Annotated in this window: 28 protein-coding genes and 1 tRNA gene; 11 read left to right on the top strand and 18 right to left on the bottom strand. The window is 62.1% G+C overall.

All coding sequences use genetic code 11. The annotated features are described in order from the left end of the window. The first annotated feature begins 233 nt into the window (after positions 1-233). Entirely contained in the window at positions 234-866 is a 633-nt protein-coding gene (locus tag X735_RS154290; protein WP_023810700.1) for an HAD family phosphatase, read from the top strand. 5 nt (positions 867-871) lie between these two features. Here X735_RS154290 and X735_RS154295 read toward each other — a convergent pair whose 3' ends face one another. The 8 genes from X735_RS154295 to ureC form a co-directional block, all read right to left on the bottom strand. Then, the gene (locus tag X735_RS154295) at positions 872-1,639 is read right to left on the bottom strand and encodes a class II aldolase and adducin N-terminal domain-containing protein (protein ID WP_023810699.1); all 768 of its coding nucleotides are present in this window, start codon (positions 1,637-1,639) and stop codon (positions 872-874) included. A gap of 82 nt (positions 1,640-1,721) precedes the next feature. After that, positions 1,722-2,366, bottom strand: coding sequence for an urease accessory protein UreG (ureG, locus tag X735_RS154300; protein WP_013528407.1), 645 nt, complete (start codon positions 2,364-2,366; stop codon positions 1,722-1,724). Next, positions 2,363-2,803, bottom strand: coding sequence for a DUF3995 domain-containing protein (locus tag X735_RS154305; RefSeq protein WP_023810698.1), 441 nt, complete (start codon positions 2,801-2,803; stop codon positions 2,363-2,365). The genes ureG and X735_RS154305 overlap by 4 nt, the downstream gene beginning before the upstream one ends. Then, on the bottom strand, positions 2,800-3,471 hold the full coding sequence (locus tag X735_RS154310) for an urease accessory protein UreF (RefSeq protein ID WP_023810697.1): 672 nt from the start codon (positions 3,469-3,471) through the stop codon (positions 2,800-2,802). The genes X735_RS154305 and X735_RS154310 overlap by 4 nt, the downstream gene beginning before the upstream one ends. Then, positions 3,464-4,057, bottom strand: a complete 594-nt coding sequence (ureE, locus tag X735_RS154315) for an urease accessory protein UreE (protein ID WP_023810696.1) — start codon at positions 4,055-4,057, stop codon at positions 3,464-3,466. The genes X735_RS154310 and ureE overlap by 8 nt, the downstream gene beginning before the upstream one ends. Next, on the bottom strand, positions 4,054-4,659 hold the full coding sequence (locus X735_RS154320; RefSeq protein ID WP_023810695.1) for a glutathione S-transferase family protein: 606 nt from the start codon (positions 4,657-4,659) through the stop codon (positions 4,054-4,056). The genes ureE and X735_RS154320 overlap by 4 nt, the downstream gene beginning before the upstream one ends. Before the next feature lie 44 nt (positions 4,660-4,703). Then, complete coding sequence (locus tag X735_RS154325; RefSeq protein ID WP_023810694.1) at positions 4,704-5,297, bottom strand: hypothetical protein; 594 nt, start codon at positions 5,295-5,297, stop codon at positions 4,704-4,706. A gap of 92 nt (positions 5,298-5,389) precedes the next feature. Continuing rightward, positions 5,390-7,105 carry an urease subunit alpha gene (gene ureC / locus X735_RS154330; protein WP_023810693.1) on the bottom strand — a complete coding sequence of 572 codons (1,716 nt, stop codon included), beginning with the start codon at positions 7,103-7,105 and terminating at the stop codon, positions 5,390-5,392. 179 nt (positions 7,106-7,284) lie between these two features. Here ureC and X735_RS154335 point away from each other — a divergent pair, with 179 nt between their 5' ends. Together X735_RS154335 and X735_RS154340 are read left to right on the top strand one after the other, a co-directional pair. Beyond that, entirely contained in the window at positions 7,285-7,668 is a 384-nt protein-coding gene (locus X735_RS154335) for a hypothetical protein (RefSeq protein WP_023810692.1), read from the top strand. Between the two features lie 129 nt (positions 7,669-7,797). Further along, positions 7,798-8,286, top strand: coding sequence for a hypothetical protein (locus X735_RS154340; RefSeq protein WP_023810691.1), 489 nt, complete (start codon positions 7,798-7,800; stop codon positions 8,284-8,286). A gap of 20 nt (positions 8,287-8,306) precedes the next feature. Here the strand turns inward: X735_RS154340 and X735_RS154345 are convergent, their stop codons facing one another. From X735_RS154345 to X735_RS154365, 5 genes are read right to left on the bottom strand one after another with little or no spacing between them, the layout of a single operon-like run. Further along, positions 8,307-8,612 carry an urease subunit beta gene (locus X735_RS154345; protein ID WP_023810690.1) on the bottom strand — a complete coding sequence of 102 codons (306 nt, stop codon included), beginning with the start codon at positions 8,610-8,612 and terminating at the stop codon, positions 8,307-8,309. A 6-nt stretch (positions 8,613-8,618) separates the two neighbouring features. Then, positions 8,619-9,206: a HupE/UreJ family protein gene (locus tag X735_RS154350; protein ID WP_023810689.1), complete on the bottom strand. Its 588-nt coding sequence runs from the start codon at positions 9,204-9,206 to the stop codon at positions 8,619-8,621. A 32-nt stretch (positions 9,207-9,238) separates the two neighbouring features. Continuing rightward, the gene (locus X735_RS154355; RefSeq protein ID WP_023810688.1) at positions 9,239-9,493 is read right to left on the bottom strand and encodes a DUF1272 domain-containing protein; all 255 of its coding nucleotides are present in this window, start codon (positions 9,491-9,493) and stop codon (positions 9,239-9,241) included. Positions 9,494-9,503: 10 nt separating this feature from the next. Continuing rightward, the gene (locus X735_RS154360) at positions 9,504-9,806 is read right to left on the bottom strand and encodes an urease subunit gamma (protein ID WP_015314510.1); all 303 of its coding nucleotides are present in this window, start codon (positions 9,804-9,806) and stop codon (positions 9,504-9,506) included. Positions 9,807-9,834: 28 nt separating this feature from the next. Next, positions 9,835-10,674: an urease accessory protein UreD gene (locus X735_RS154365; protein ID WP_031213039.1), complete on the bottom strand. Its 840-nt coding sequence runs from the start codon at positions 10,672-10,674 to the stop codon at positions 9,835-9,837. A gap of 222 nt (positions 10,675-10,896) precedes the next feature. Between X735_RS154365 and X735_RS154370 the strand changes: the two genes are divergently transcribed. From X735_RS154370 to X735_RS154380, 3 genes are all read left to right on the top strand, one after another. After that, positions 10,897-11,151 carry an acyl carrier protein gene (locus X735_RS154370; RefSeq protein ID WP_013528393.1) on the top strand — a complete coding sequence of 85 codons (255 nt, stop codon included), beginning with the start codon at positions 10,897-10,899 and terminating at the stop codon, positions 11,149-11,151. A 5-nt stretch (positions 11,152-11,156) separates the two neighbouring features. Then, positions 11,157-12,365: a beta-ketoacyl-[acyl-carrier-protein] synthase family protein gene (locus X735_RS154375; protein WP_023810686.1), complete on the top strand. Its 1,209-nt coding sequence runs from the start codon at positions 11,157-11,159 to the stop codon at positions 12,363-12,365. A 165-nt stretch (positions 12,366-12,530) separates the two neighbouring features. After that, the gene (locus tag X735_RS154380; protein ID WP_023810685.1) at positions 12,531-13,235 is read left to right on the top strand and encodes a glutathione S-transferase N-terminal domain-containing protein; all 705 of its coding nucleotides are present in this window, start codon (positions 12,531-12,533) and stop codon (positions 13,233-13,235) included. A gap of 23 nt (positions 13,236-13,258) precedes the next feature. Here X735_RS154380 and X735_RS154385 read toward each other — a convergent pair whose 3' ends face one another. The 4 genes from X735_RS154385 to X735_RS154400 all read right to left on the bottom strand — a co-directional run bounded on the left by X735_RS154385 (position 13,259) and on the right by X735_RS154400 (position 17,793). Continuing rightward, positions 13,259-13,606 carry a hypothetical protein gene (locus X735_RS154385; RefSeq protein WP_023810684.1) on the bottom strand — a complete coding sequence of 116 codons (348 nt, stop codon included), beginning with the start codon at positions 13,604-13,606 and terminating at the stop codon, positions 13,259-13,261. Between the two features lie 85 nt (positions 13,607-13,691). Next, positions 13,692-14,312 (bottom strand): nucleoside triphosphate hydrolase, encoded by a 621-nt coding sequence (locus X735_RS154390; RefSeq protein WP_023810683.1) that lies wholly within the window; start codon positions 14,310-14,312, stop codon positions 13,692-13,694. A 110-nt stretch (positions 14,313-14,422) separates the two neighbouring features. Further along, on the bottom strand, positions 14,423-15,523 hold the full coding sequence (locus X735_RS154395) for a hypothetical protein (protein WP_023810682.1): 1,101 nt from the start codon (positions 15,521-15,523) through the stop codon (positions 14,423-14,425). A 455-nt stretch (positions 15,524-15,978) separates the two neighbouring features. Beyond that, positions 15,979-17,793, bottom strand: a complete 1,815-nt coding sequence (locus tag X735_RS154400) for a chemotaxis protein (RefSeq protein WP_023810681.1) — start codon at positions 17,791-17,793, stop codon at positions 15,979-15,981. A 405-nt stretch (positions 17,794-18,198) separates the two neighbouring features. Here X735_RS154400 and X735_RS154405 point away from each other — a divergent pair, with 405 nt between their 5' ends. The 5 genes from X735_RS154405 to X735_RS154425 all read left to right on the top strand — a co-directional run bounded on the left by X735_RS154405 (position 18,199) and on the right by X735_RS154425 (position 24,447). Next, positions 18,199-19,080, top strand: coding sequence for a D-alanyl-D-alanine carboxypeptidase family protein (locus tag X735_RS154405; RefSeq protein WP_023810680.1), 882 nt, complete (start codon positions 18,199-18,201; stop codon positions 19,078-19,080). Between the two features lie 674 nt (positions 19,081-19,754). Then, positions 19,755-20,675: a DUF1003 domain-containing protein gene (locus tag X735_RS154410; RefSeq protein WP_023810679.1), complete on the top strand. Its 921-nt coding sequence runs from the start codon at positions 19,755-19,757 to the stop codon at positions 20,673-20,675. A 228-nt stretch (positions 20,676-20,903) separates the two neighbouring features. Further along, positions 20,904-20,980 (top strand) — tRNA-Arg (locus X735_RS154415). Positions 20,981-21,183: 203 nt separating this feature from the next. After that, positions 21,184-23,586, top strand: coding sequence for a DGQHR domain-containing protein (locus X735_RS154420; RefSeq protein ID WP_155930573.1), 2,403 nt, complete (start codon positions 21,184-21,186; stop codon positions 23,584-23,586). A gap of 42 nt (positions 23,587-23,628) precedes the next feature. Next, positions 23,629-24,447, top strand: a complete 819-nt coding sequence (locus tag X735_RS154425) for a Dam family site-specific DNA-(adenine-N6)-methyltransferase (protein WP_023810677.1) — start codon at positions 23,629-23,631, stop codon at positions 24,445-24,447. 77 nt (positions 24,448-24,524) lie between these two features. Here X735_RS154425 and X735_RS154430 read toward each other — a convergent pair whose 3' ends face one another. After that, positions 24,525-25,643: a LacI family DNA-binding transcriptional regulator gene (locus X735_RS154430; protein WP_023810676.1), complete on the bottom strand. Its 1,119-nt coding sequence runs from the start codon at positions 25,641-25,643 to the stop codon at positions 24,525-24,527. Positions 25,644-26,047: the final 404 nt, after the last annotated feature.

Raw genomic sequence — 26,047 nt, 5'->3', positions numbered from 1 at the left:
GTGAGAGCGGCCCATGCCCCACTTTCGCAGGGAACGGCCAACTGCGCAATTGTCAATCTCCGGAGCAATTGCTTGCTGTTCATCGACGTAAGCACGGCCCAGTTTTTCTTCTCCCACGAAGTCTCTGTCGCCAAAGAGACTTGGCCGCGGTCCCGGCAGGCGGCAGGTTCTTGCGCTCCGAAGGTTTATCTCCCGGCTCAAACCCTTTAAGGGATGGCAAAAAGGAGCCTCACATGATGCCGAAAGCGGTTTTCTGGGACATGGACGGCACGCTGGTCGACAGCGAACCGCTGCACGAAGCAGCCCTGATGGCGGCGATGCGCAATGTCGGCCTTGTCCCGCCGGACGATCTGCATAAGCGCGTGCTCGGCGTTGCCGCCTGGCCGGTCTACGAGATGATGCGCGACGAGTTCGGCCTGGACCTGCCTTTCGACGACTGGATCGTGCGCAAATACGAACACTACCTGCCGCTGGTGGAGAGCTTGAAGCCGCGCCCCGGCGCGATCGAGATATTCAACGAGCTGCGTGCAAGAGGCATCCAGCAGGCCGTGGTCTCGAATTCGGACCGGATGATCGTCGACGCCAATCTGAGCATGGTCGGCCTGATCTACCCCGGCATGAAGACGATCAGCCGCAACGACGTGCGCGAAGGCAAGCCGCATGCCGAGCCGTTCCTGCGCGCCGCGTATTTGGCCGGTGTCGACCCCGCGCACGCCGTGGCGATCGACGACAGCTGGCCGGGCGCCATGGCGGGACTGGCGGCGGGCATGAAGACGATCTTCTGGCCGGAAAAGCCGATGGAGGGCCCGCCCGGCGCTGTCGTCATCAACAGCGCCGATCAGCTCCGGGCAGAACTAGGCCTGTAAGGCAATCAGTTTCGGTAGACCGGTTCCTGCTCGTCGAGGATCGCCTTCAACTCGCTGAGATGGCGTTCGGCCTGGCCGGGATAGTCGTCCATCTCGCTCGCCGCCTTTTCGGCGGTCGCATCTGACAGCGTGCGCAGCGGGCGGCCGGTCCACAGCGCCTTGATGTAGGTCTCGGCGGCGCGCTCGAAATAGAACATGCGGTTGAAGGCATCGGCGACCGTGTCGCCGATGACCAGCACGCCGTGATTGCCCATCACCATCACCTTGACCTTGGGATCGACGAGAAGCTGCGAGCAGCGCTCGCCCTCCTCCTCGAAGGCCAGCCCGCCATAATGCGCGTCCACGACGTGGCGATTGAAGAACATCGCCGAATTCTGGTCGATCGGCGGCAGTGTCGAGTCAGCGAGCGATGCCAGCACCGTGGCGTGGATCGAGTGCACATGCATGACGCAGCGCGCGTGGCGCACATTGCGATGGATGGCGCCATGCAGCCCCCACGCCGTCGGGTCGGGCGCATTGGGGCCGGAGAGCGTTTCTGGATCGTTGGCATCGATCATCAGAAGGTCGCTCGCCTTGATGCGCGAGAAATGCACCTGGTTGGGGTTCATCAGGAATTGTGTGCCGCCATCATTGACGGCCAGCGAGAAATGATTGGCCACAGCCTCGTGCATGTTGAGCCGCGCCGTCCAGCGGAAGGCGCAGGCGAGATCGACGCGCTCCTCATAGTAGGGCAGGTTGGTCAGCGTTTCCTTTTGCAGACGGGCAAGGCTCATCGAAAAATCCTCCGGTTTCGGCAAGAATGCCGTGGCCAGTCGATCCCCGCAACCGGTTTTGGTTGGTGCAGGGATAGCTGTCTCACGCCGCCGTGCTGGCAGCGGCAGCGCCGGCTCGCAGGCCGCCATGCTCGATGATGAAATCGATCACCTCCTGCAGCCCCTTGCCGCGCGAAAGGTCGGTGAAGCCGAACGGCCGCTTGCCGCGCATGCGGCCGGCGTCGCTCTCCATGACATCGAGGTTGACGTTCACGTAAGGAGCAAGGTCGCTCTTGTTGATCACCAGGAAATCGGAGCGGGTGATTGCCGGCCCGCCCTTGCGCGGGATCTCCTCGCCCTGGCAAACCGAGATGACATAGAGCGTCAGGTCGGCGAGATCGGGCGAGAAGGTGGCGGCGAGGTTGTCGCCGCCGGATTCGATGAAGACGATGTCGAGATCCGGGAATTTCCTGTTCATCTGCGCGATCGCCTGCAGATTGATCGACGCGTCCTCGCGGATGGCGGTGTGCGGGCAGCCGCCGGTCTCGACACCCATGATGCGGTCCTCGGGCAGCGCCTGCAGCCGCGCCAGCATCATGGCGTCTTCCTTGGTGTAGATGTCGTTGGTGACGACGGCGATGGAAAACTCGTCGCGCAGCGCCTTGCACAGTTTTTCGGTCAGCGTCGTCTTGCCCGAACCGACCGGGCCGCCAATGCCGACGCGCAGCGGACCATTTGTCTGTGTCATGTCGGAAACTCCGTGATGGCGAGGATGGCAAAGCCGAGCCCGATCAACAGGCACAGCGGCGAATAATAGCGGACATCGAGCCGCGCGAAAGGCTGTTCCGGCGTCAGCCGCCGCCACCACGGCGTGAAGCCGGCTATGCCGCGTCCCAGGAACACCAGACCGATGAGCAGCGAGGTGGCGGCGAGCCCCTCCTGGGGGAAGGGCGAGGCAAAGACGCCTATGAGCGCAAGCGGCCACAGCGTCGCCAGGCACAGGCACGCGGCGACGGCGAAACTGGCGAACGGCGTCGGCATCTCATCGACGCCGCGAAAGCCGACGACGGCGCGGGCGCAGGAGGCCGCATCCTGGCCCGGCCAGATGCCGCCAAGGCCCCAATAGGCGTGCAGCGCGGTAATCAGGAGTAGAACGGTCGAAAGCGAGAAGGCGAGAAGGATCATGAACGGAACAATCGCGAATACTGGGTTTCGTGCTTCATCGCCATGACATCGGAAACGAAGGCGCAGCCACCGAGGTCGTCGAGTGTCGAGCGCGCGGCGCGGGTCGCGGTCGCCAGGGCCAGTGGCTCGAAGCCGGCCAACAGAGCTGTGGCTTTGCTCTGGCCGACGATGCCAAGCCGGATCGCTGCCTGCACGAGGTTGGAGAAGAAGGTTTGCAGGAAGGCCGACAGCGCGTCCTGAAGCCCGATGCCGTTGCCGCCGGCAATGGCGCCGACGGCGACGCAATAGGCGCATTCAGCCGGCAAGCGCTCCAGCACTGGATTTGGCCAGGCCGCCGCCGCTTTGAGGAAGGCCGCACCCTGCAGCATGGTTTCGGTGTGGCGTTCGCGCGAGCCGGCCAGCGCCTCCGCGAGTGCCGCTACTTCATCGAGATCGCCTGCGTTGCGCGCGCGGCGCCAACTCTCGGCGAACAGCACGGCATCGTTCCAGCCGGAGCCCATCTCGACCAGCGTTTCCAGCCAGCAGGCGAGGCTGTCGGCATCGGCAATCAGCCCGTCATGCACCGCGCGCTCGAGACCATGGCTGTAGGAAAAGCCGCCGACCGGAAAGGCAGGCGACAGCCACGCCATCAGCCGCAGCAGGGCGATGTTCGAAGGCTGGTCAGTCATGATCGTGGCGATGGCCGGCATGACTGTGCGAATGGGAATGCGCTTCGCCATGAGAATGGCTGTGCGCTTCCGCGTGGCTGTGCGCATGCGCATGGCCGTGATCATGGCTTTGCCCATCATGGCCGGAATAGGCACCGCGCACCGGTTTGAACGGTTCGGACACGTCGGTCACGGTGGCGCCCAGCCCCTCCAGCATCGCCTTGATGACATGGTCGCGCAGGATGAGGATGCGCCCGGCCTCGATGCTCGCCGCGAGATGGCGATTGCCGATGTGCCAGGCGAGCTCGGCCAGATGCACGCCGTCGCGGGCGCGGATGTCGTAGACCTCTTCCGGCGCCGCGATGATCTCGATATGGCCGCCATCCTCCAGCACCAGACGGTCGCCATCGTTCAAGGCGACGGGCTCGGGCAGGTCGACCAGCACCTTGCTGCCGTCGGCAAGCTCGATGGCGCGGCGGCGCAGATGGCGTTCGTCATGGGCGAGAATGGCCCGGCCGGACGGTAGGGTGGTTCCGGCATTGCCGGCGGACAGCACGGAGACGGCGCGCGGGAATTTGGTGAAGTCGGTGTTGAGGTTGAGCTTCATTTCATGGATCCTCCATTTGCTTGTGCCCGCACACGCGCAGGCCGCGCCAGCACGCGGTCGAAATAGGCGTTGACGCGTTCGGACTCGATCTCAAACCGGCCGGCACGCGCCCAGCCGCCCATGTCGCCGAGCAGCACGTCGACGGCGGAAAACCGAGCGCCCAGCGCAAACGGTTTGTCGCCCAGCCGCCGCTCCAGCGCCTTCAGCTCCGAGGCAAAATCGTAAGCCGCCGCAGGACCGACATCGACGCGTACGTCCTTCGGCAGCAGGAAGCGATGGCGCAATTTGTTCCACAGCGGCGCTTCAAGCTCGCTCTGCGCAAAATGCATCCAGGAATCCATTTCGGCGCGACCGGCTAGGCCTGGGTTGGCGCTCATGCCCATGTCCGCGTGCTTGTCGGCGAGATAGACGCAAATCGCCGCCGAATCCGTCACCGTCAGTTCGCCATCGATGAGGATCGGCACCTTGCCCGATGGGTTGAGCGCATAGGCTTCCGGTGAGCGCAGCCTGACCTCGACGAATTCATAAGGCTGCCCGAGCTCCTCGAGCATCCAGAGAACGCGGCTGACCCGGGATCCGCGCGATCCAACGGCCTTGTACATGTCGAACCCTGCCTTTCCCCAACAAGCTAGACCATCGCGTTCGTTCAGACGATGGTGTCGAAGAGCCGCAGGATGAACGATATCTGATAGATGAGCGCCGCCGTCACGAAGGCGATATGGAAGCGGCGGTCGCGCACCAGGATCGCAATGATGCAAAGCGCGACGAAGACCGGCGTGCGGAACAGGTACTCGCTGCCGAAGCGGGCGAAATGCTCCGGCCCCTTCAGCAGCGTGTCGACCACGTCGAGCATATAGGTCGCCGCCAGCAGGCCGAAGAACCACGCCCGGCGCGAATAGAAGAAATCCTCGTAGCTGGTGTAGTCCAGCATCGAATCGGGAAACAAAAGCGCGCACAGCAGGAACAGCGTGATCGCGTAGAAGATGATGAACAGATACTTGCCGAAGGTCCAGGTTTCGATGGCGTAGAGGCCGAACTCCCACCACCAGAAATGCACCAGCATCAGGAGCACCGAGACGACCCAGGCCAGATGCACGGGATAGAGCTTGTATTGGCCGGGATGCTGGACGATCCGCGCCACCCCCGACAGCAGGCGGGCGACGCCAAGCCCGATCACCATGCCCATGACGATGCGGATATGCGGGAAGATGTCGTGGGCGGAAGCGATTTCGGTGGCCATGCTCGATCACAATGCAACTGGTGGTCGGCCGCATATTGCTGCCTCCCACCAAGGGCTGCAACGGATAAGGCTCGCCCGGTCGAATCGCCGCTTCAAAACAGAAAATACCTCTGCGCCATCGGCAGCACCGTCGCCGGTTCGCAGGTGAGCAATTCACCGTCGGCACGGACCTCGTAGGTTTCCGGGTCGACTTCGACATGCGGCGTGGCGTCGTTGAGCACCATCGAATGCTTGCCGATGCCGCCGCGGGTGTTTTCAACGGCGACGAACTGCTTGTCGACGCCAAGCCTGCCGTGCAGGCCTGATTCGAGCGCGGCTTTCGAAACAAAGGTCACCGACGAGTTGGTCCTTGCCTTGCCATAGGCGCCGAACATGGGCCGGTAGTGCATCGGCTGCGGCGTCGGGATCGAGGCGTTGGGGTCGCCCATCGGGGCGGCGGCGATCATGCCGCCGATCAGCACCATGTCCGGCTTGACGCCGAAGAAGGCAGGGTTCCACAGCACCAGGTCGGCGCGTTTGCCCACCGCGATCGAGCCGATATCCCTGGACAGCCCATGCGCGATGGCCGGGTTGATCGTGTATTTGGCGATGTAGCGGCGGACGCGGAAATTGTCGTTGTTGCCGGTCTCCTGCGGCAGCGAGCCGCGCTGGCGCTTCATCTTGTCGGCGGTCTGCCAGGTACGGATCGCCACTTCGCCGACGCGGCCCATGGCTTGGCTGTCCGATGAGATGATCGAGAAGGCACCGATGTCGTGCAAAATGTCTTCCGCCGCGATGGTTTCCTTGCGGATGCGGCTTTCGGCAAAGGCGATGTCTTCGGGGATCGACGGCGACAAATGATGGCAGACCATCAGCATGTCGAGATGCTCGGCCAGCGTGTTGACCGTGTAGGGCCGCGTCGGGTTGGTCGAGGACGGGATGACGTTGGGCAGGCCGCAGACCTTGATGATGTCGGGCGCGTGGCCGCCGCCGGCGCCCTCGGTGTGGAAGGCGTGGACGGTGCGGCCCTTGATAGCCGCGACGGTGTTCTCGACAAAGCCGGATTCGTTCAGCGTGTCGGTGTGGATCATCACCTGCACGTCATAGTCGTCGGCGACCGACAGGCAGCAGTCTATCGCCGCCGGCGTCGTGCCCCAGTCCTCGTGCAGCTTCAGCGAGCAGGCGCCGCCCAGCACCATTTCCTCGAGGGCTGCGGGCAGCGAGGCATTGCCCTTGCCCGACAGGCCGATGTTCATCGGGAAGGCATCGAAGGACTGGATCATGCGGGCCATGTGCCATGGCCCCGGCGTACAGGTGGTGGCCAGCGTGCCGTGCGCCGGACCGGTGCCGCCGCCGAGCATAGTGGTGATGCCTGACATCAGCGCCTCTTCGATCTGCTGCGGGCAGATGAAGTGGATATGCGCATCGAAGCCGCCTGCGGTCAGGATCTTGCCCTCGCCGGCGATGATCTCGGTGCCGGGACCAATGATGATGGTGACGCCATCCTGCGTGTCCGGATTGCCGGCCTTGCCGATGGCCGTGATGCGCCCGTCCCTGAGGCCGACGTCGGCCTTGAAGATGCCTGCGCTAGCATCGATCACCAGCGCGTTGGTGATGACGGTATCGACGGCGCCTTGCGCCCTGGAAACCTGGCTCTGGCCCATGCCGTCGCGGATCACCTTGCCGCCGCCGAATTTCACCTCTTCGCCATGGATGGTGAGATCCTTCTCGACCTCGATGAACAGTTCGGTGTCGGCAAGGCGCACTCTGTCGCCGACCGTCGGGCCATACATCTGCGCATAGGCGGCGCGGGTAATTCTGGCCATCAGCGATTGCTCCTGAAATGCGGTTTGCCGAAATGCGGTGGGATTGAAGCGCGGCTGCACATTGCTGCCATCCTATGGTCACGCAATGACCCGCTGGGCGACACCTTCTGATCCCATTTGGCGGTTGAGGTTAGGGGGTCACCCCAGACCGACCGTTTGCCAATCGATGGAAAGGAAAATGCATGCGCAAAACAATAATTCTTGCCGCTGCTGCCGGCCTGATGCTGGCGGGCGCCGCGGGTGCCCAGCAGCAACCCGCGCCACAGCCCGCTCCGGCGCCGGCAACGCCTGCTCCAGCCACGCCCCAGGCTCAGCCTGCGGTGCCGACGATCCAGAGCGTCAACATCGTCGACATCACCGAGCTGCCGAAGGACACCCAGACGCAGGTCAACCAGGTGATCGCCCAGCGTGGCAATGACGGCCTGAAGAAACTGCGCAGCTCGATCGACGCCACGCCCAAGGTGAAGTCGGCGCTGGAAGCCAAGGGGCTCAGTTCGGCGCAAGTCGTCGCCGCCAGCATGGAACCCAATGGCGCACTGACCCTGATCACCAAGAAGGCGAGCTGACGAGACGGCACGGCGGGCCGGCATCCGGCCTGCCGGCCGCATCGGGAAAGGAACCTTCGCCGGGCGGGATTCGTTTTGTTCTTTTCGCGCTAACCCGCGCCCCGAAACGACTTCTCTCAGGAGCGAGCGATGGCGATCACTTCTTTCTCGACCAGAATGCAGGCAGTCGCCGCCACGGCGTTCCTGGCGGCGGCAGGGTCTGTTGCCGGATTGAAAGCGCAAGGGCTGGAAAGCACGGAGACCGTCAACCGCATCGTCGGCTCGCAGGTCAAGCAGGAAGAGGCCAAGGCCACCGCCGAAGCCCGCAGCGTCAACACGGCGATCGACCGCACGCGTGAAAACATCGGTACGGTGCGCAAGACGTCCAAGCTCGACAAGGTCGACATCGTGTTCCTCACCGACGCCGCGCGCAGCGAAGGCGGCCCGCCGCCGGAGATCGAAAGCAAGGTCAAGCAGCATCAAGACGACATCACGGAGCTGCGCAAGGAGATCGAGGCCAACGCGCTGCTGTTCAACGCCATCGAATCGCGGCGCGTGCAGGCGCAGGATGTCCTCGCCGTCGAATTCGACAATCCCGGAAAGATCGTCATCTACGCCGCGGCCAAGCCATCGAACTGAGCTGAGCGCGCCGGGAGATCTCACAGCTTGCCCATCACCTTCTGCTGAAATCCGTAGACCTCGCGCTTGCCGCCGAGCCGCACCAGCGTGACGTCGCGCTCCTGTCCGGGCTCGAAGCGCATGGCCGTGCCCGCGGCAATGTCGAGGCGCATGCCTCTGGCACGCTCGCGGTCGAACTTCAGTCCGTCATTGGTCTCGAAGAAATGGTAATGGCTGCCGACCTGGATCGGCCGGTCGCCGCTGTTGGCCACTTTCAAGGTGACGGTCGGCAGGCCCCTGTTGAGCTCGATGTCGCCGTCCTTGGTGATGATTTCGCCGGGGATCATCGTGCCTCACAACACGCCGAAGACGAGGCCGACGCCGATCGCCGCGCAGGCGGCACCGGCAGCGCGGGCCAGGCCACGGAACCGGATGCCGAGACCGAGACCGGCGGCGATGCCGGTGGCATGCAGCAACAGCGTGGCGATGGCAAAGCCGGCCATGTATTCAAGCCCGCCGGCATTCTCCGGCACCTCGGTGCCATGCGCGTGGCCGTGGAACAGTGCGAACAGGCCGATGATGGCGACGCCGACCGAGACTGGCAGATCGATCGCCAGCGCCACCAGCAGCCCGAGCGCCACGATTGAGGCCAGTATGCCGGGTTCGACAAAAGGCAGCGGCATATGCAGCATGCCCAGCGCGCCGCCGACCAGCATGACACCGACAAAGGCCGCCGGCCAGGCAAGAACCGCCTTGCCGCCCTTGATCGCCGCCCACAGTCCGACCGCGATCATCACCGTCATGTGATCGAGCCCGGAAAGCGGGTGCATGAAGCCGGCCGTGAAGGAGGAGGCCGTGCCGATGCCGACATGGGCATAGGCCGGCATGGCAGCGGCCATCAGCAGGATCGCCGACAGGCAGAGGCGTTTGGCAGGGATCATTCTATTGCCTTTCGTTTTGCTCGGTCTGGTGTTTACGCCGCCTTGCGGGGGCCGCAGCCTTCGGCCTTGAGAACGCGCCTGGGCGACGCCGGGTATTTCTTCAGCATTGCCGCCGGCCGGATCGGCCGCGCCGAAAAACCACCGCCGCAATTGGGGCAGATGCCGCCCAACACCTGTTCCACGCATCCGGCGCAAAAAGTGCACTCGAAGGTGCAGATCAGCGCATCCGTCGCCTCGGGCGGCAGGTCCTTGTCGCAGCATTCGCAGTTGGGACGCAGCTCCAGCATCCTGTCCTCCTCAACGGATCGGTTCGTGCACGGTCACCAGCTTGGTGCCGTCGGGAAAAGTCGCCTCGACCTGCACGTCATGGATCATCTCGGCGATGCCTTCCATGACTTGCGCGCGGCTGACGACATGAGCGCCGGCTTCCATCAGTTCGGCGACCGGACGGCCGTCGCGGGCGCCTTCGACGACGAAGTCGGTGATCAGCGCGATCGCTTCCGGATGGTTGAGCTTGACGCCGCGTTCGAGCCGCTTGCGCGCCACGATCGCCGCCATGGCGATCAGCAGCTTGTCCTTTTCCCTTGGCGTCAGGTTCATGCGTTTCCCTGGATTGGTAGAGACAGGCCTATAGTGACCATAATTTGGGCAACCCCGCCCTTCCGTTGAGCAATTCGACGAGTGGAACCAGCCGCTGGCGCAGCCGGTAGCCGTCCCCGGCGTAGAGCCTCGCAAGAAGCTTGCCAGATTTCTTCACGCACCAGGCGCTGGCGCTGCCTTGGTCGCCGACGATCTCCAGAACCTGGTCGAGCAGGGCCTCGGCGCGCGGCGACACCAGAAGCAGCGTCGCCACCGCGATCGCGCCGCCGGCAACGGCCGGGCGGTCGAGCCTGGCGGCGATATCGGGTCCGATGCGGAAATCCTCGGCATGAATGAGGGCGCCATCCTGGCGCACGCGCCAGCGGTCATGGAAGTTGCCCTGCGTGGCGCGCTCGCCCATAGCCAGGCGACCGAAGACGGCGGCTTCCAGCACCAGCGCCTCGGCGCCGACGGCAAGCTCGACGTCGAGCGTGCGGGCAAAGGCCGCCCGGTCGAAGACGATGGTTTCCTGCGGCAGCCAGGCGATGCGCCCGTTTTCGCCGACCGACAAATTGACCCGCACTTCGGCACGGTCGGATGCCGCCCGGTAGATCTTCTCGCAGGCCTGGGTCGTGATCGAAGCCGAAGCGGCCGCGCCGACATCCACGTCCCAGGCGATACGATCGCCGCCGGTCATCCCGCCGGCGGTGTTGATCAGCACCGCTTCGAGCGGATCGGTCGAGACGGCCGGCATTCTTATCTTGGCGGCGCCGTCCTGATAGAGGCGCCGCAGGCGCGTGCGGCCCTCACGGAGCGCGCAGGAAAGCCGCGCGACGCCCGCAACGCGCTGCGTCGAAATCCCGTCATGTTCGCCGCTAGGTTCGCCCATATCCATGCCTGCACGTTAAGCACTCCGTCGGCTTTGTCGATATGGAGTTCGATATAGCTTGTTGCTTGACAACGTTTCGGTTTCTATAGAGGGAACCACCTTGGTACGGTCATGCTGCGCTTGGCGGGGGTATTAAACGACGACGGCGGCTTGATACCAGGAGAAAAAGGGGCGCTGCTCAGTTGGCGTCGGGAAACGTCGAGATAGTGGGGAAGGAACCGAATGGCCGACCAGCTGGCAACGGATATCATCGCGAAGATCAAGGCTCATGCCGAGCCGGGCGGCGAAGAAATCACCACCACCACCGAATTGACCTCGCTTGGCATCCATTCGCTCGAGCTGACGGAGATTATCTTCGATCTTGAGGAAGAGTATGGCATCGAGATCGAGATGAACACGGTCGACGCCTGGAGCAATCTGAAGAATGTCGGCGACATGGTCGAAGCTGTGCGCGCGCTGATCGCGAAAAAAGCCTGAACTGAATGCGGCAGCGCGTTGTCATCACCGGCATGGGCGGCATTTGCGGGCTCGGCACCAGCGCGTCCGCGATCTGGAACGAGATGCGCGCCGGCCGCTCGGCCATCGGCCAGATCACAAGTCCCCAACTGCATGATTTGAAGGTCAAGGTCGGCTGCGAAATCAAGACGCTTCCAGATCACGGCATCGACCGCAAGCAGACCGTATCGATGGACCGCTTCAGCCTGCTGGCGACGATCGCAGCCAGGGAAGCCATGCAGCAGGCCGGCCTGGTTTCGAATGAAGCCACCACCTATCGGATGGGCACCGTCGTCGGTGTCGGCGTCTGCGGCTGGGAGGCGATCGAAGAGAGCTATCGCGCCATCCTGGTCGAGGGCAAGAACCGCGCCGGTATCTTCACCGTGCCAAAGGTCATGCCAAGCGCGGCCTCCGGCCACGTCAGCATGAATCTGGGCCTGCGCGGCCCGGTCTTCGGCGTCACCTCGGCCTGCTCCTCATCCAACCACGCCATCGCCTCGGCCGTCGACCAGATCAGGCTTGGCCGCGCCGACGTGATGGTCGCCGGCGGCACCGATGCGCCGCTGGTCTGGGGCATCCTGAAGGGCTGGGAAGCATTGCGCGTGCTGGCGCCCGACACCTGCCGGCCATTCTCGGCCGACCGCCAGGGACTGTCGCTCGGCGAGGGCGCCGGCATGGCGGTCCTGGAGACGTACGAGCACGCCACGGCGCGCGGCGCCACCATCCTTGCCGAGGTCGCCGGCGCCGGCCTCTCCGCCGACGCCTCCGACATTGTCGCTCCGACCGTCGAAGGGCCGACAGCGGCCATGCGCGCCTGCCTGGCCGATGCCGGCTTCAATCCCGAGGATGTCGACTACCTCAATGCCCATGGCACTGGCACCAAGGCCAACGACCAGATCGAGACGGCAGCGATCAAGCGCGTCTTCGGCGACCATGCCTACAAGCTTTCGGTGTCGTCGACCAAGTCGATGCACGCCCATTGCCTGGGCGCATCGGGTGCGCTGGAGATGATCGCCTGCGTGATGGCGATCCGCGAAGGCATCGTGCCGCCGACGGCCAATTTTCGTGAGGCCGATCCCGATTGCGACCTCGACGTCACGCCGAATGTGCCGCGCGAGCGCAAGGTGCGCGCCGCGATCAGCAACGGCTTCGCGTTCGGCGGCACCAATGCCGTGCTGGCCTTCAAGGCCGTCTGAACGCAAAGGCCGGGCGCGCGATCTGCCCCAAGCAGGCCGTTCCGTTGACTGTTCGCGTGCAACGAAACCCTTGCACGCCATTGATCGTGCCGTGCGCCGCGTCTAATCCTTGGCCGACCCGCCAAAACCGCGCCGCTCGGCGCGAATCCTCATTCAGGAGTTTCCATGGCCGACCTGTCCGCCTTTCCGATCGCAACGCGTTGGCCGGCCAAGCGTCCGGATCAGCTCCAGCTCTATTCGGCGACAACGCCGAACGGCGTGAAGATTTCGATCGCCCTGGAGGAACTCGGCCTGCCTTACGAGCCGCATTGGGTCAACATCGGCCAGAACGAAAGCTGGACACCGGAATTCCTGTCGCTCAATCCCAACGGCAAGATACCGGCGATCATCGATCCGAACGGTCCGGACGGCAAGCCGATCGGCCTGTTCGAATCCGGCGCCATCCTGCTCTACCTCGCTGAAAAGACCGGCCTGCTCATGCCCATCGATGCTGCGCGCCGCTACGAGACCATCCAGTGGGTGTTCTTCCAGATGGCCTCGGTCGGGCCGATGTTCGGCCAGGTCGGCTTCTTCCACAAATTCGCCGGTCGCGAGATCGCCGACAAACGCCCTCTGGAGCGCTATCGCGACGAGTCAAAGCGACTGCTCGGCGTGCTCGACGGCAGGCTGAACGGGCGCAAGTGGATCATGGGCAATGACTACACCATCGCCGACATCTCGCTGCTCGGCTGGGTGCGCAACCTGATCGGATTCTACGAAGCGCGCGAACTCGTCGGCTTCGACGATTTCGCCCATGTGGGAACATGGCTGGAACGCGGCCTGGCGCGGCCGGCGGTGCAGAAAGGCCTGACCATCCCCGCCAAGGGATAGCCGAACCAGCCTCCGGAGCGCGGCTATTTCGCCTTCGCTTTGGCCTTCGAACCGCCTTTGCCCATGACGGAAGCAGCGAGCGACGCAGCACCTCGGGCGGCGACCATGACCGCGCCGGCAGCGACGTTGGCCGTCGCCTTGGCCGTCCGCATCGCGCTGCCGCTCACGGAGTCGCTGGAGCTTGCGGGCTTCTTCGGCTTTGCGGCTTTCGGCGCGGCTTTCGCTGCCGTCGGCACCACTTTCTTCGGCGCTGCCTTGCCGAAGGCCGGCTTGGCGTCCTTCGAACTAGCTGTCATCGCCGGGCCGGCGCCGGCCTTGGATTGGGTCGCCTTGCCCTTGGCGGGCGCGGGCTTTCTTGCCTTCATTGCCATTGGACCGAATCCCTCTTCTGGCACAATTGCCGTGTCGGGATAACGGCCTGAAAGTCTTAAGGTTCCCCTTGCGCAATCCGTCGAATCAAGCTGAAAGGCCGATCACCAGATCGGCAGCCCGGCGCCGCGCGAGCACGCGTTCGATGTTGGGCAGGTCGTTGGACGCGATCCAGGCGCGCGCATCTTCGTCGGAGCGGCCATGTCCGTGCCAGCGCTCCATCAGGCGGCGCTCGAGTTCGTTGCGCGGCACGTCGACGAAGATCGAGAAATCGAACAGCGGCGCCAGCCGCGACCACGGCTCTTCGTCGAGCAGCAGATAGTTGCCCTCGACCAGGATGAACTTGGTTTCCGTGGCGACGATCGAGGCGGCGGCGCGCGACAGCTCCATGCTGCGGTCGAAGACCGGGATGGCGATGTCGGGTTCACCGGCACGGATACGCTTCAGCAGGGCCTCAAACCCGGCAAAGTCGAAGGTTTCCGGCGCGCCCTTGCGCGCGCGCAGGCCGCGCCGCTCGAGCACGGCGTCGTCATAGTGGAAGCCGTCCATCGGCACGACTTCCGAAGCACCTTCGGGCAGCAGTTCATGCAGCCTTGCCGACAGCGTCGACTTGCCGGAGCCTGGTGGCCCGGCAATGGCCACGATGAAGCGGTTTGCCTTGCCGGCACGCTTGAAGATGGTGGCGGCGAGATGGGCGATTTCGGACATGAGAGCCTCTCTGGCAGGAGCTTCAAATCCACCATGTTCCGCATGATGATTTCGGCCACATCTTGGCGGCAGTTCACGGAAATTTCAAACCCTGCGGCCGCGCAATCCCATCAAGCGGGCGCAGGCTGGCCAATGCGCAGGAAATCGCTGTCGAAGGGAACCTCCCGCGTCGCGCCACCCGTCACCAGTCGTATGCGGCCATCCGCCGTCGTGATCGCCTGTGGCGGCTCGCCGCCGGCCAGCGGAATGGCGCCGATGACATGGCGAAAGGACACGCTTTGGCCTTCGCCCAGTGCAAAGGCGGTCGCGACCCCTTCGCGCTTCAGCCAGTTGTCGCCGATCGAGGCGGCATGGCCGACGGCGGCGCGGCCATCCTCGATGCCGAGCACGCCCAGGTGGCGACCGCTCCAGGGCGCGTAGTCGCGCCCGCCATTGCTGAGCCACAGCATGGTGATCGGCAGTTCGGCCGGGTTCTTCAGCACCAGCACCAGATCGTCTTCGGCCTCTCGTGCAAGCGCGGTCCAGCCCGGCCCGCCATGATCCGCCTCGACCAGCGTGAGGAAATCCTCGCAGCGGTCGTCCATGCGGTATTCCGTCAGGTCGAGCGTACCGCCGCCGGCGGCGGGGAATTGGCTGAGATCGGCGGATCGTGCCGGATAGGCCAGCAGGAAGCGGCCGCGCGCGGGATCCGGCTCCAGCGGGTCGTCCAGCGTCGCCGCAAACCGCTTCGGCGAAAAGGCCAGCCTGCCGCCGCCCGTCATCGCCGTCATCGGGTGATGCGCGACCGAGATGGCACCATGGCCGCCGGAAAACGCATGCTCCTGGTAGAGGAAGGGATGGCCGTCGCGCAGCGTCAGGATCTTGTCGACGCTGGCACCCATCACCTTGTGCCGCAGGCGGTAGACCGCGCGCCAGCCATCATCCGTCGCGGCACTTTCGGCGATGTCCCAGGCGCTGTTGGCCGGCCAGCCATGCAGCGGCGCTTCCTCGACATCGCTGCGCGAAAACGGCGCGCAGAGAAAATCGCCGGACAGCCGAACCGTACCTTCCGGCAAATTGTCCGGCAGCGTCTCATTCGCATCAACCCAGGGCGCGCGGTGCAGCGGCTTCAACTGCCGTCCGCCACCCTCGACGACCATGTCGGCGATATGGCCGACCGTGAGGTCGAGCGAAACCGAAATGCCTCGGGCCTTGATGGTCTGGATGGTCATCGCGCTCTCACCGATTCTGCAGGCGCAAACTGGCCTGTTCGGCGGCACTTGCGCAAGCACCGCGACAGGCATTTTGCATCAGTTCTCACCCTCCCACATCGCATATGGATTCTTTCGAAGAGGACCCCCACCCTAACCCTCCCCACAAGGGGGAGGGAACGCTGTCGCGTGCCTTAATTGTTCTTTCTTTGGCGCCGAAAAGACAGGCGACTAGCCTGGGTCGGCGCCAACGGAAGTCTCCCTCCCCCTTGTGGGGAGGGGTTAGGGGTGGGGGTCCGTGCCGGGCAGACATCTCAGGAATTCCATATGCGATAGCCCTGCCACTTGTGGGGNGCGCCAACGGAAGTCTCCCTCCCCCTTGTGGGGAGGGGTTAGGGGTGGGGGTCCGTGCCGGGCAGACATCTCAAGAATTCCACGTGCGATAGCCCTCCCCACAAGGGGGAGGGTGAGCGCAGCTACTGCCGCTTGTATTCCCGCACCGGCGACTTGGTGCCGTCGGTGTAGGTGACCTGCACCGACATCGATTTCACGCTGTCGGCGACCTTGAAATAGGGCTGGTAGTCGTAGGGGATGGCGTAAGGGTCCTTCTTGTCGCAACGCGGCATCTTGATCTCCTTGTCGAGCGCCGCGCCGTTCAGGCTGTAGTGCACCTGTTTGATGGCGCAGCGGTAGGACAGCATCTGGGTGAAATAGACCAGCCCGTGATTGCCGCTGGCATCGAAGGCGATCCACGAGGTCCAGAACTGGTCGAGGATCTGCTTGTTGCCCTGCTGGAGTGCCGCCTCCGGGTCGAAGCGGATGTCGAACGGGCCGGTCTCGCGGCCCCTGATGTCGAGATATTTGATCGCGATGATGCCGGCCACGGTGCTGTCGGGCATCTCGAAGCTCGGATTGGCCATCGGCTTGCCGGTGGTCTGGTCGTTCATGGCCAGGAAACCGGTGTCGGTGAACGGACCGCTGTCGCCCATGCGCCACGAGATGGCGGTCGCCGGCTCCGGCAGCGAGATGGTCATCGACCAGCCCTGGTTCGAGCGCATCGGCGTCAGCGAAGGCACGAAGCGGGCGGGATCGAGCACGTCGCCGAGTGCGGCCAGCCGGCTGCGGCTGCGGTCCAGCCAGTCGGCCAGCTGCGTCTGGTCGACGAAATATGTGAGCAGCCCGCCATCCTTCTCGTAGGACGTGAACTTGGTCAGCGCCTTGGCCTCGTTGCGCTTGTCGGCCAGCGTCTGGGCGCCGAGCCGGTCTTCGGAAAACTCCTGCGCCAACAGGAAATAGGCCGGCGCGAAATCTGGATTGGCTGATATGAAGGCGTTGAGCTTGTCGACGCGCTGGGCGTCGTCGAACTGCTGGATATGCACCAGCTTGATCGACAGCGCCTTGCCCTTGTCGGCAAGCGCGCCGAACACTTCGCGGGCGCCGGCCTTGCCGTCCTGCACCCGAAGCAGCGTGGCAAAGCGCGTGTAGGGGTCGATGGCGTCGACGTCGAAACCGGCAAAGGCGAGGTAGGAGCGCCGTGCATTGAGCATGTCGCCGGAAAGCTCGTATACGCGGGCATTGTGGTAGAACTCGTCCGGCCGCTTCGGCTCGGCGATCGCCCCGCCTTGTACGGCCAAGGCGGCAAAGCCCTTGGCAATGGTGTCGATCGAGGCCGCGATTTGCTGCGTCGTCGCCTGCAGCTTCTCGGTCTGGGCCTGCTGCTGCGCCTGGCCGGCGGCCAGCGTCTCGGTCTGCTTCTTCACCTCTTCGGTGGTCTTTTGCACTTCCGCCGTCTGCTGCGTCTGCTGCTGCTGGGCGTTAGCGATCTCATCGGCCTTCTTCTCCACCGTGTCGGTCGTCTGCTTGACCTGTTCGACCGTCTTCTGCGTTTGCGTGACGGTCTGCTCGATCTTGGCCACCTTTTCGGACACGATTCCCATCGACTGTTGCAGCCCGGCAATGGCCGGCACCAGGCTTGCGATCACCCCGTTCTGGGCGTTGGTCTGCTGCTGCAGGCCGTAGACGCCGCCGGCGACGGCCGCCGCTGTTGTGGCGAAGATCAAGGCCGGCAGCGCTCTGGCCGCCAGCACCAGTCTGAGCACGATGGCAATGGCGATGATGATTGCGGCCACCGCGGCGATCAGCGCGATATAGGCGGCGAACGGCGCCAGCGGATTGAGGATGTCGGATACGGCACCCCCGATAAAGGCGACGCTGCCGGCCCATTTGCCGGTGCGGCTGAGCGATGCCCTGATAAGCGAGGGCGCAGCGCCCCCGGCCCCGATATTCGTCATGCCAAGCCCCCAAGCCCTGAGATACCACGCCCCTTCCCACGGGAAACGCGGCCCTGGCAAGGAAAGACACGGGAAAACCGGCGTTTTCGGGGCGGCTTCGCAGGCTTGGGTTCCTCGCCCCCACGAATGTGGGGGAGAGGTGGTCGGCGGAGCCGAGACGGAGCGGGGGAACGGCGCCGGCCGTGCCAGGTAAGGTTCCGATACATTTCGTTTAGAGATGGCGCCCGACGAAATCCCCTCTCCGTCCGCTGCGCGGCCACCTCTCCCCACTTCGTGGGGCGAGGAACCAGATCGATGCCCTCGACAATCCTGGGACTGTCGGCCATTAACCAAATGGACGCATCACTTGCGTTACGTTAGCTTCGTCTTATCTCCGCAACAGCCGACCCCAGAACAGTCCAGCCCTTGTCCAATACCCTTCCGCTCATCCAGAGAGTTTTTGCGGCACTCGCCCTGCTGGTGCTGCTTGCCGGCTGCGCCACGACGCCGCCCGACAGCGTGCTGGCCGTGCCGGCGCCGGCGCAGAAATATGCCGCTATCGTCGTCGACGCCAGGACCGGCAAGCAGCTGTTCGAAGTCAGCTCGACGGCGCAGCGCTATCCGGCCTCGCTGACCAAGATGATGACGCTCTATCTGCTGTTCGATGCTCTGGAGTCCGGCCGCGTCACCAAGCAGACGCAGATCCCGGTGTCGGACCATGCCGCCTCGCAGCCGCCGACCAAGATGCGCTTCCGGCGCGGCGAGAGCATCGACGTCGATTCGGCGATCCGCGCCATCGTCGTCAAATCGGCCAATGACGTGGCGGTGGCGGTCGGCGAATATCTCGGCGGCTCGGAGGATCAGTTCGCCGCCATGATGACATCCAAGGCGCGCCAGCTCGGCATGACCAGCACCATTTTCCGCAACGCCTCGGGCCTGCCCGACGATGGCCAGATGACGACGGCGCGCGACATGGCGGTGCTCGGCATGGCGCTGCATCGACGCTTTCCCCAGCAGTTCCACTATTTCTCCGAAAGCGACTTCATGTTCCGCGGCCGGCTGGTGCGTGGCCACAACGACATGCTCGGCCGCGTGCGCGGCGTCGACGGCATCAAGACCGGCTACATCAGGGCGTCCGGCTTCAACATCGTCACCTCCTACAATGCCGACGGCCGCAATTTGATCGTCGTGGTGATGGGCGCCGACTCAGCCCGCCAGCGCAACGACCATGTCGAAGCGCTGATCCAGCGGAGCCTGTCGCCGACCATGGACGGCGCCAAGACCAGGCTGATGTTCGCCGAGCAGTAGTAGGCCGCGGCGCGATTCGCGTCTGGGCGCACGGTGACGGGTAGGAATTTTTTCTTGACTCGGTGAGGGCAGCTACGCTACTGTTTTGGGTAGGGTGCTGAGTCGCGCCAATCGACCCACTGGAAACGTGACCCGCCCGCAAGGCGGGTTTTTTGTTGCCCGCCGCGTGCAGAACCTTGCGCACGTTGGCGGGACAGCACCCCCCTCTGTCCTGCCGGATGTTCGTCGCTCGGAAAGCCAAGCAATTGGCTTTCCGCCCGCTGCGCGGACCGCTCCTCAACCCCCGCAAGGGGGGAGATCAGCGGCTTCGGCGCTACGCTCACTCATGTGACGGTGGAAATTGGCGAAAGCCGGGATGACAGCCAATCTCCCTCCTTGCGGGGGAGATGTCCGGCAGGACAGAGGGGGGTGATTGGCGCAAACATCGGGCAAGTTCTTCACCGCAAGCGACAGCTTATGGCATGGCCCTCCGGTCTTCGCTCCCGCTCCGCCCATGGATGACGAAGTTGGGCAATCTCGAACCTCGCCCTGAGCCTGCGAAGAGTGGACTGCCGGCAGCATCGAAGCCCATCGCCTCCTGCCCTCGATCAAAAACACTTGTAGTCCCACGAAATCCGTCGCGATGCTGGCGATGTTGCGGCATACGTCGCCCAGCACCACCAGGAGCCCGCACCATGAGCACCGTCCCCAAAACGCCCGAGCAACCGGCAGACAACCAGCACGACAGCGGCGGCGAATATTTCGAGGCGCCGATCATCGGTGAGCTTGAGGCCGATCCGGTGTCGGACGAGCACTTCGAGACGCCCGAAGTGCCGGACTCCGAACCCGCAGGCCCAGGCGCCCAACGCGGCAAACCGAAGAAAAAACCGTCGGCGATCTCAGGCCGCAAATTCCGCAAGCGCGATCTGGTGCGCATCGACACGCTGCGCCCGAGCCTCGCCGACCGCATCCGGTCGGACCATCCCGACCTGCCGGCCGGCGCCCGCATCAGCCGCGCCGAGCTCGGCCGCTACCGCATGCGCTACATGGAGGAGCTGCTGCAGCAGGAGCACGGCGAATTCTCCGAGCTCGACCGCCAGGTGGTCGAATCGATCGCCAGGCAGGACACGATTTCCGAAAACTCGGAAGAAGAGTTCGAGGAGCACCGCACCTTTGCCGACCGCGTCTCCGACAACATGGCGGCCTTCGGCGGCAGCTGGTGGTTCCTGATCTCGTTTGGCAGCGTGCTGCTGGTGTGGATCGGCATCAACCTGATCGCCGGCATGAGCAGCGCCTTCGATCCCTACCCCTTCATCCTGCTCAACCTGCTGCTCTCCTGCATCGCCGCCATCCAGGCGCCGATCATCATGATGAGCCAGAGGCGGCAGGAGTCCAAGGACCGCCTGCGCTCCTTCAACGACTACCGCGTCAACCTCAAGGCCGAGCTCGAAGTGCGCCATCTGCACGAAAAGCTCGACTACCTCATCTCGCGCCAATGGACACGCCTGGCCGAAATGCAGCAGATGCAGCTGGACGCGATGCACGAACTGACCGGCGCGAAGAAACCCAAGCGCGCGGTGCGCAGGCGGCGGGTGGTGAAGAGTGGGGCGGGGTGAGGAGTGGTCCGCGCAGCGGACGAAAAGCCAATTGCTTGGCTTTTCGAACGACGAACGCCCTGAGCCTGCGAAGGGCGGGCGGGCGCGAACCTCATAGGCCGTAGCCAGGGCGTATCGAGCCAAGTCGCGGAGCCAATCTCCAATTGCCCGTTGAAGCCCGCGCCTGCTTCCGCTAAGAAGCCGTGACTTGCCGGTTCATCGGCTGGTTCGTTTTCCGGATTCCGGAAAGCACCCGTAGCTCAGCTGGATAGAGCGCTGCCCTCCGAAGGCAGAGGTCACAGGTTCGAATCCTGTCGGGTGCGCCAACGCTCATACCTTCCGCCCAGTTAGCCGAGTTACGCTGACGAGTTCGACCGATAGTCTCGTCGGATCAGTTTGCATCCGGCGCATTGCAAAAAGGAAAATAGAGGCAAAAAGGGGGACAATTTGGGCAGGTGGTTGACCTCGCTCCAATAATTGATTCGAATAGTTGTTTAGCCTGTTCAGAACGACAGGCGGGGAGGAAGAAATGACGACTGATGCTCAGGAGGCCGTGACCGAGAGCGAGGAAGCGATAGCTCCTAAAATTGACTTTAAATCAGTTTCGTTTGCCCTCAAGCCACTGCTAATAGACGGCGGGGCTCTTTCCAAGGCCTACAAGACGCGCAAGTCTCCGGTCGTCAAGAAAACAGTACATATCGCCGACACCGACGATGCAGAGTCCAAAGGTTGGAAAGTTGTCAGACGCCAAAAGCGGGTCACTGTTGTTCAAAAAACTAAACCCATTTCTGTCAGCTTAGAAGATCGCGTGTGGTGCCTATGCAGAGATATGGGATATCCTGTACTTAGCGGAGGGGCTTTCAAAGTTTCCTATTCGCGAAATGATGGGTCCGCCGGTACAAAACAGATTGACGTCTTTGCCAAAGATTCTGAGACAGCAATTGTATTCGAATGCAAATCAAAAGAGGTGAGAGGTAGAAAATCGCTACAGAAGGACTTACATGAAACCGCATTCTTGAAAAAGCCTACCGCCAACGCGATCAGAGCTCATTTTGGTGACGGTTATAACCCCAAGATATTGTGGATATATGTTACGGATAACATAATATGGACCGAGCCTGATGTTACACGAGCTTTGGCTGACGGAATAAGAATAATAACTGAAAATGAACTTCAGTACTTCGAGGCGTTCGTCAAGCACGTTGGAACAGCTGGAAAATACCAGTTTTTAGCCGAGTTCCTTAAGGGGCAAGAAATCCCTGCACTAAGCGGATATAAGGTCCCCGCTGTCAAAGGAAGATTGGGAACTGAGAACTTCTACTCATTCACCATTCCTGCCGGCCATCTTCTGAAAATAGCTTTTGTAAATCACCATGCTTTAAATAATCCTGATGGCACTCCTGCCTATCAGCGTATGGTAGATAAAAAGAGATTGCAAAGTATAGGTAAGTTTATCAAGGATGGTGGGTATTTCCCGACGAACATTCTAATTAATTTTACCAAGAAATGTACCTTTGAGCCTCTTGCAAAAAATGACAATACGATAGACGGGCTCAAATTCGGCCATTTAGTTCTTCCGAATGAATTCAAAAGCGCCTGGGTGATCGATGGTCAACATCGGCTCCTGGGGTTTACAAATCTATCTGAGGAGTATCTGAAGCAACCTCTTTTCGTTGTTGCCTTCGAGCAAATGGCCACAGTGAAAGAGGCGGAACTTTTTATTACGATTAATCACAAGCAGAAGAGTGTTCCCGCAAGCCTTTTGGTCGCCTTGCAGGCAGATCTCCAAATGGGTAGCGACGATCCTGACGAGGCTCTTTCTGCGCTGTCATCGTTTCTCATTCGGAAGCTGGCGCTAGACGCGACGAGTCCCTTCTACGGACGCTTTCAGACACCGGGTGTGCCGGCATCTGACTTACAGGTACTCACGGTACCCGAGATTCAAAAAGGTTTGAAGCGATCCCAACTCTTGGGCCGGGTCGTAAAGAAGGTCCGTCTTGGTGGGTATCTCTCAGGAGCAACTGATTCTGCCACTCTCGACAGGGCGCGACGAGCGATAAACAGCTATTTTAGGATGATTGAAGATGCTGTGCCGGAAAGATGGATGACAGGTCGCGCGTCCCATGTCGTGACGAACCCGGGAATACGCGCTCATCTTATGCTGTTTAATGAAGTGCTCAGATTCCAGCACGCCGCAGGGAAGATAGACCCCATTCTAGCTTCGTTGGACGAGATAGATGTCTGTGTGACCGCCTTTTGCAAGCCGCTCATCGACTGGCTAAAGGCTGCAAACGACTCCGAGATCGAAGCTCGATTTGCCAAGCAATACGGGGAAGGAGGCGTTCGGGACTATTTCTTCCACCTTTGTGATCTGATCGCGACTGCAACGCCAACATTCGGACCGGACGAATTTCGTGACTATAAGGCAAAATCAAGCGACGAGAGGCGAGCCCAAGCGAAACTAGATGTTGAGGATGTGACCAAGTTAATTTCTGGGGTCGTGATCGAAAAACTCAAGGAAATCTACGGTAAGGACGAACTTCCTTCCGGCGAAAAGAAATATTGGGAGCTTGGCATCGCAGACAGTAAGATTAAGCAGGCCGCCTACAATTCGCAACAGCAGGCCAAACCAGAGAAGCGAGCGCCTAGAGAGGCTTACCTCCATATCATAGATTTTGAAACGGTAATAAAACAGAAAGGAAACTGGGAATTCCTAAAGCCAATTTTCAATATCCCGCTTCGGGGAGTTAATCCAAAATCCAAGGAATATCACGTCGATTGGATAAAGGACTTCAATGACATCCGCAATATCGCGTCCCATAGCTCGATATATCGGCAATTATCAGACGCCGACTTAGATTTTCTTGCCTGGCTGAAGGGCGCCCTTTATGAGCGCTGCGAGGCCGCCGGGATTCCCGTCGACGAATACTAGGTTGGTCGGCCTACCGATGGCGCGACAGGGTGGAATAGGCAGATGTCTCCAGCGAATGAAATTGTGGTGCCGTTTCTTAAGTGGGCCGGGGGCAAGAGGTGGTTTTGTGAAAAATACCTGCATCTTATCCCCGCATTTGAGGGGCGCTATATCGAGCCATTCCTGGGCGGAGCCGCCGTTTTCTTCGCGTTGAGTCCGAAAAATGCTCTGCTAAGCGACCTGAATTTCGACCTGATTACCACCTACAACGCGATCCGCAGCGCCCATGTGGATGTGTCTAGATTGCTGCAAATTCACCACGAGAAACATAATCCAGAATATTACTATGCCACCAGAGCCCACAAGCCGGCGGAAGAAATCTCGCTTGCTGCGTGGTTCATCTATTTGAACAGAACTTGTTGGAACGGGTTGTACCGCGTTAATCTGCGTAATCAATTTAACGTGCCGATTGGAACAAAAACAGATGTGGTAATGGCGGGAGACAATTTCGAAAAGACCTCTGCTCGCCTGCAGTCGGTTGACTTATCTGTAGCTGATTTTGAAGAGACCATTGATACTGCGGAGAGAGGTGATTTTGTATTTGTGGATCCTCCGTACACGGTTAAGCATAATTACAATGGATTTATCAAATACAATGACAAGATTTTTTCTTGGGATGACCAGATACGACTCCGGGATGCTGTGGTGCGCGCCGCAGGGCGTGGGGCTTCAGTAATGGTGCTGAACGCCAACCACGGGTCGATACGCGATCTCTATTCGGGCGTTGGCGAGCAAACAAAGTTAGCACGAGCTAGTGTGATTGCAGCCAGCGCGGCAAACAGATCATCCGTTGAGGAATTGATGATTTTCACAGCCGAATAATAAGTGAGCTTGCGTCGGGTGCAAGTCGGGTTAGGCTTAGATTATGTTCATCGTGCTAAGTCGTGTTGGACGCCTTTTTAACCCGCCACCCCACGCACACTCTCCCGCTCCACCAGCGGGCACTCCAGCTTCGTAATCGGATACCGCCCTCGTCCAGGCGGCGACGGCGCCTCCAGTTGCTCGATCGCCCATTGGCCCATTGCCATGTGCGGCAGGATCGAGGTCGTCAGCGGCGGGAACAGATGGCGGGCGATTTCCTCGTCGTCGTAGCCGACCACGGAAATATCCCCAGGGATGTGCAGACCGGCCTCCTTCAGCGCTTCGTAGCAGCCGATCGCGGTGCGGTCGTTCTGGCAGAAGATGGCGGTCGGCCGGTCTTTCAGCGCCAGCAGCTTGACGGTCGCGGCGTAGCCGGCGCTGGCCGACCAGTCGCCCTCGACCACCAATTCGCCGTCGAACGGGATGTCGGCGGTGGCGAGCGCGCGGCGGTAGCCTTTCAGCCGGTCTTGCGCCGCCTGCATCCACGGCTCGCCGGTGATGGTGGCGATGCGGCGGTGGCCGTGGCTGATCAGGTGGCGGGTCGAGCTCTGGCCGCCGGCGATCTCGCTCGGCACCACGGCCGGGAAGGCATAGTCCGCCGTGTAGCAGTTGAGCAGGATCACCGGGATGTCGAGGCCGTAGAGATAGTCGGGCGCGGTGATCTCGCGCGTGAAGATGGTCATGTAGATCAGCGCTGAAATGCCCCGCTTGGTGAGTGCGGCGATGGCGCGCGGCTCCATGACGGAATCGCCCAGCGTCTGCGCAACCAGCAGTACGTTGCCGGCGTTCCAAGAGGCCTGGCGCGCGCCCTCGATGGCGACCACGGCTTCCGGGCTGGTGGCGAGCTGGTCGACGGCAAAGCCGATCACCCCGTCGAGTCCTTCGAAGGCGGGCCCCTCGAAGGCAGGCAACGCCGGGTGAAGGGCCTCGAAGGCGGGCGCGGTGTAGCCAAGCGTCCGCGCGGCTTCGATCACCCGTTCGCGGGTCTGCTGCGACAGCTTGATCCCCGGCGAATTGTTGAGCACGAAGGAAACGGTCGCCTGCGAGCAGCCGGCCGCCCTGGCGATATCGATCATGGTCACGCGGCCCTTGGCGCCCTTGGCCGCCGCCTTGCGCCGCCTCGCCGTGTCGCTGGCCCGATCCGTCGTCTCGCTCATGGCAAATCCCAGTCTGGCAGGCCGGTCAGGCCGGCAAGATGGCGTGACGCCGTCGATTCATAGAGATATCGTCAAGGGCGTTTATAACTATTAGTATGCCGTAGGTCCATCCGCCATGCATCTCCATACAAGCCAAAACTCAAATGACAAAGGCTTGGGCGGTGGCCTTAGCGGTGAGGACGGCTCGCCGATGGATACGTCGCGAAACGCCGGCATTTGCCCCGCAACTAATACTGTTTACTAATACAAAAATGCGCTGTACCGTCAATCCGTCGCGTCCGGCCGGTCACGTCCGGGGCGGCGGGAGAGTACGAAAATGGCCCGGTGGCGAGCGGGTACTACCTTCGCGAGCCTCGTCTCGGATATGTGATATGTCAGACAAATCGGACTATTTACGAACGAAG

This window comes from Mesorhizobium sp. L2C084A000 (genome assembly GCF_000502875.1).
Lineage (GTDB): Bacteria > Pseudomonadota > Alphaproteobacteria > Rhizobiales > Rhizobiaceae > Mesorhizobium.
Note: the sequence above shows the minus strand (reverse complement) of the source record. Positions and strands in the feature narration are given on the sequence as shown.

What these genes read in the sequence shown, in the direction of transcription:
- X735_RS154290 (WP_023810700.1), top strand. Translation starts at nt 234, where the DNA reads ATGATGCCGAAAGCGGTTTTCTGGGACATGGACGGCACGCTGGTCGAC.
- X735_RS154295 (WP_023810699.1), bottom strand. Translation starts at nt 1,639, where the DNA reads ATGAGCCTTGCCCGTCTGCAAAAGGAAACGCTGACCAACCTGCCCTAC.
- ureG (WP_013528407.1), bottom strand. Translation starts at nt 2,366, where the DNA reads ATGACACAGACAAATGGTCCGCTGCGCGTCGGCATTGGCGGCCCGGTC.
- X735_RS154305 (WP_023810698.1), bottom strand. Translation starts at nt 2,803, where the DNA reads ATGATCCTTCTCGCCTTCTCGCTTTCGACCGTTCTACTCCTGATTACC.
- X735_RS154310 (WP_023810697.1), bottom strand. Translation starts at nt 3,471, where the DNA reads ATGACTGACCAGCCTTCGAACATCGCCCTGCTGCGGCTGATGGCGTGG.
- ureE (WP_023810696.1), bottom strand. Translation starts at nt 4,057, where the DNA reads ATGAAGCTCAACCTCAACACCGACTTCACCAAATTCCCGCGCGCCGTC.
- X735_RS154320 (WP_023810695.1), bottom strand. Translation starts at nt 4,659, where the DNA reads ATGTACAAGGCCGTTGGATCGCGCGGATCCCGGGTCAGCCGCGTTCTC.
- X735_RS154325 (WP_023810694.1), bottom strand. Translation starts at nt 5,297, where the DNA reads ATGGCCACCGAAATCGCTTCCGCCCACGACATCTTCCCGCATATCCGC.
- X735_RS154335 (WP_023810692.1), top strand. Translation starts at nt 7,285, where the DNA reads ATGCGCAAAACAATAATTCTTGCCGCTGCTGCCGGCCTGATGCTGGCG.
- X735_RS154340 (WP_023810691.1), top strand. Translation starts at nt 7,798, where the DNA reads ATGGCGATCACTTCTTTCTCGACCAGAATGCAGGCAGTCGCCGCCACG.
- X735_RS154345 (WP_023810690.1), bottom strand. Translation starts at nt 8,612, where the DNA reads ATGATCCCCGGCGAAATCATCACCAAGGACGGCGACATCGAGCTCAAC.
- X735_RS154350 (WP_023810689.1), bottom strand. Translation starts at nt 9,206, where the DNA reads ATGATCCCTGCCAAACGCCTCTGCCTGTCGGCGATCCTGCTGATGGCC.
- X735_RS154355 (WP_023810688.1), bottom strand. Translation starts at nt 9,493, where the DNA reads ATGCTGGAGCTGCGTCCCAACTGCGAATGCTGCGACAAGGACCTGCCG.
- X735_RS154360 (WP_015314510.1), bottom strand. Translation starts at nt 9,806, where the DNA reads ATGAACCTGACGCCAAGGGAAAAGGACAAGCTGCTGATCGCCATGGCG.
- X735_RS154365 (WP_031213039.1), bottom strand. Translation starts at nt 10,674, where the DNA reads ATGGGCGAACCTAGCGGCGAACATGACGGGATTTCGACGCAGCGCGTT.
- X735_RS154370 (WP_013528393.1), top strand. Translation starts at nt 10,897, where the DNA reads ATGGCCGACCAGCTGGCAACGGATATCATCGCGAAGATCAAGGCTCAT.
- X735_RS154375 (WP_023810686.1), top strand. Translation starts at nt 11,157, where the DNA reads ATGCGGCAGCGCGTTGTCATCACCGGCATGGGCGGCATTTGCGGGCTC.
- X735_RS154380 (WP_023810685.1), top strand. Translation starts at nt 12,531, where the DNA reads ATGGCCGACCTGTCCGCCTTTCCGATCGCAACGCGTTGGCCGGCCAAG.
- X735_RS154385 (WP_023810684.1), bottom strand. Translation starts at nt 13,606, where the DNA reads ATGGCAATGAAGGCAAGAAAGCCCGCGCCCGCCAAGGGCAAGGCGACC.
- X735_RS154390 (WP_023810683.1), bottom strand. Translation starts at nt 14,312, where the DNA reads ATGTCCGAAATCGCCCATCTCGCCGCCACCATCTTCAAGCGTGCCGGC.
- X735_RS154395 (WP_023810682.1), bottom strand. Translation starts at nt 15,523, where the DNA reads ATGACCATCCAGACCATCAAGGCCCGAGGCATTTCGGTTTCGCTCGAC.
- X735_RS154400 (WP_023810681.1), bottom strand. Translation starts at nt 17,793, where the DNA reads ATGACGAATATCGGGGCCGGGGGCGCTGCGCCCTCGCTTATCAGGGCA.
- X735_RS154410 (WP_023810679.1), top strand. Translation starts at nt 19,755, where the DNA reads ATGAGCACCGTCCCCAAAACGCCCGAGCAACCGGCAGACAACCAGCAC.
- X735_RS154420 (WP_155930573.1), top strand. Translation starts at nt 21,184, where the DNA reads ATGACGACTGATGCTCAGGAGGCCGTGACCGAGAGCGAGGAAGCGATA.
- X735_RS154425 (WP_023810677.1), top strand. Translation starts at nt 23,629, where the DNA reads ATGTCTCCAGCGAATGAAATTGTGGTGCCGTTTCTTAAGTGGGCCGGG.
- X735_RS154430 (WP_023810676.1), bottom strand. Translation starts at nt 25,643, where the DNA reads ATGAGCGAGACGACGGATCGGGCCAGCGACACGGCGAGGCGGCGCAAG.